This window comes from Bradyrhizobium sp., assembly GCF_049691595.1.
Taxonomy (GTDB): Bacteria; Pseudomonadota; Alphaproteobacteria; order Rhizobiales; family Xanthobacteraceae; genus Bradyrhizobium.
The window spans coordinates 1-2,756 of record NZ_JBAVNZ010000588.1 but is presented as its reverse complement, the minus strand read 5'-3'; the positions used below and the strand labels follow the sequence as shown (position 1 = coordinate 2,756).

The following is a 2,756-nucleotide window of genomic DNA, read 5'->3' as shown; positions in this document are numbered from 1 at the left end:
ATCCTGTGGCGGCTTGTCCATGGGTAACGACAAACGCAGCCAGACCGGGCGCGCGTTCGGGAAATGGTTTCGGAAGGCCGTTCGCCGAACGCCGCGCTGTTCCGCCAGGGACAGCGCGGCGTCTTGCATCGGGAATGAGCCGCGCTGAACGACTGCCGCGACTACTTCGTCAGCGGGCAACCGCTGTCCCTGGCAGCGGGGAACGCCTTGTCGCCGGGCACCACGGCAAGCTGCTTGTAGTAGTCCCAGGGCTTCTTCGACTCCGACGGCTTCTTGACCTCGAACAGATAGAGGTCGTGCACCATGCGGCCGTTCTCGAGTACCTTGCCGCCCTGTGCGAACAGATCGTCGACCGGCAGTTCCTTCAGCTTCCTGGCGACCGCCTCGGTGTCCTTGGTGCCGGCGGCCTTGACCGCCTTCAGATACTGCAGGGTCGCCGAATAGGTGCCGGCCTGGATCATGTTCGGCATTCGGCCGGTACGCTTGAAGAAGCGATCGGCGAGGTCGCGGCTCTTGTCGTCGCGATCCCAGTAATAACCCTCGGTCAGCACCAGACCCTGGGCGGCCTCCAGCCCGAGACCGTGGACTTCGGCCAGCGTCAGCAACAGGCCCGCGAGCTTCTGGCCGCCCTTGACGATGCCGAATTCCGCCGCCTGCTTGATCGAGTTGGTGGTGTCGAGGCCGGCATTGGCGAGCCCGATGATTTTCGCTTTCGAGCTTTGCGCCTGCAGCAGGAAGGACGAGAAGTCCGACGAGTTCAGGGGAATGCGGACCGCGCCCACCACCTTGCCGCCCTTTTCCTTGACCAGATCGCCGGTGTCCTTTTCCAGCGCGTAGCCGAAGGCGTAATCCGCGGTCATGAAGAACCAGGTATCGCCGCCGGCCTGAACCAGCGCGCCGCCGGTGCCGACCGCGAGCGCGTGCGTGTCATAGGCCCAATGGAAGCCATACGGCTGGCAGGCGTCGCCGGTCAGGCGCGATGTCGCAGCACCCACGACGATATCGATCTTCTTCATCTGCTTCGACAGGTCGTGGATCGCGAGCGCGACCGAGGAGGTGGTCAGTTCGGTGATCATGTCGACGCCTTCGACCTCATACCAGCGCCGCGCGATGGAGGTTGCAAGATCGGGCTTGTTCTGGTGGTCGGCGGAGATGACCTCGATCTTCTGGCCGAGCACGCTGCCGCCGAAATCCTCCACCGCCATTTTGGCCGCCTCGAACGACCACTTGCCGCCATAATCGGCGTAGACCCCCGACTGGTCGTTCAGAATGCCGATCTTGACGCCCTGGGCCGACGCCGGGCCGGCGAGCAAAACACCAAATGCCGCCGCGGCAGCCGACCACAATCCCGATTTCATATTTCTCTCCCAGCAGTTTCTGTTCGCAACATTCCAGGTGATGATATTTTATAACCCTGCGGCTGCCCATCTATTTCAGGTCAGCCGGCGTGAAGATCAGGCCGAACAGCGTGACGCCGAGCATGCCGAAGAACACGGCGACGCCGACCGCCTGGCGCATTTCCGATCCCGAACCCGTCGAGATTCACGACGTTCTCGATGGGCTCACCTGGTCAGCCGCTGTCGCGCAAGACCAGTTCGAAGCCGAGATCGATATGGCGCGGCCCGCTGCGGGTCAGCATCAGTTTTGCCGCCGTGCGGCCGATGGCATCGCCGTGGACGCGGATGGTCGACAGGCTCGGCGCGATCAGCCGGCCCATCTCGAGATCGCCGAGGCCGATCAGCGCAACCGGCTGCTCGGACGCCGGACCGGTGCGCAGCAGTCCCGCGGCGCGCAGGCCTGACATGAAGCCGATGGCGTTGGCATCGTTGGCGGCGAACACCGCGTCCACGCCCGGCAGGTCCGCCAGCGCAACGACGCTGCCCGAAGCATTGCGATCGAGGACGAGCCGGCGGGGCGGCTTGATGCCGGCTTGCAGCGCGGTATCCCTGAATCCGTTCCAGCGTCTTGTCGCGCGCGGGTCGTCGCCGCCGATGAAGGCGAGGTTTTGGCGGCCTTGGGCGACGAGATGGCGCGCGACCGCGCAACCGGCCTGGTAATTGTCGAATCCGGCCACCGCGTCGATCGGCGCGGGAGGAATTTCCCAGGTTTCCACGACCGGAATCCCCGCGCGCCGCAACAGCCGCGCGCCATCGTCGGTGGCGGGTGAACCCACCATGATGATCGCCTCGGGACGCCGCGACAGCAGCGCCGCGAGCATATGATCCTCGCGCGCGGCATCATAACGCGACTGCGCCAGGATCACGGCGTAGCCGAGCGGCTCCAGTTCATCCGACAGGCCCTGCACGGTGTCGGCAAAGATCGAATTGGCGATCGTTGGCACCAGCACGCCGACCGAGCGGGTGCGGGCGCTCGCCAGCGCACCGGCGAGCTGGTTCGGCACGTAGCCGAGTTCCTTCATCGCGGCCTCGACCCGGCCCCGGGTCCGGGGCGCCACCAGATCGGGCAACCGCACCACGCGGCTGACGGTGATCGACGACACGCCAGCCAGTTTGGCCACCGCGGACAAGGTCGGGGCGGAATGCGGTTCGCTGGACTCAGGGGTGTTCATCGGTTGCGAGGATAGCGAATTCGGGGCTGGAATGCACGAATTCGGCTTGTAGCAGCCATATGACAGCGCTACCATTTGATTAGATCAAGGCGACAGGAGCACGCCGGGATGATTTCAGCGCAGGATGTCCAAGCCTACAGGCGCGATGGCGTGATCATGGTGCCCGACGTTTTGGCGGCGGATACGC

2 protein-coding genes are annotated in these 2,756 nt (G+C 64.8%); both read right to left on the bottom strand.

Translation table 11 applies throughout. From position 1 onward, the window contains the following. Window positions 1-161 precede the first annotated feature (161 nt). Window positions 162-1,358 (bottom strand): ABC transporter substrate-binding protein, encoded by a 1,197-nt coding sequence (locus WCE35_RS23685; protein ID WP_424595738.1) that lies wholly within the window; start codon window positions 1,356-1,358, stop codon window positions 162-164. A gap of 212 nt (window positions 1,359-1,570) precedes the next feature. Then, entirely contained in the window at window positions 1,571-2,569 is a 999-nt protein-coding gene (locus WCE35_RS23680) for a LacI family DNA-binding transcriptional regulator (RefSeq protein ID WP_424595737.1), read from the bottom strand. Window positions 2,570-2,756 lie beyond the last annotated feature (187 nt).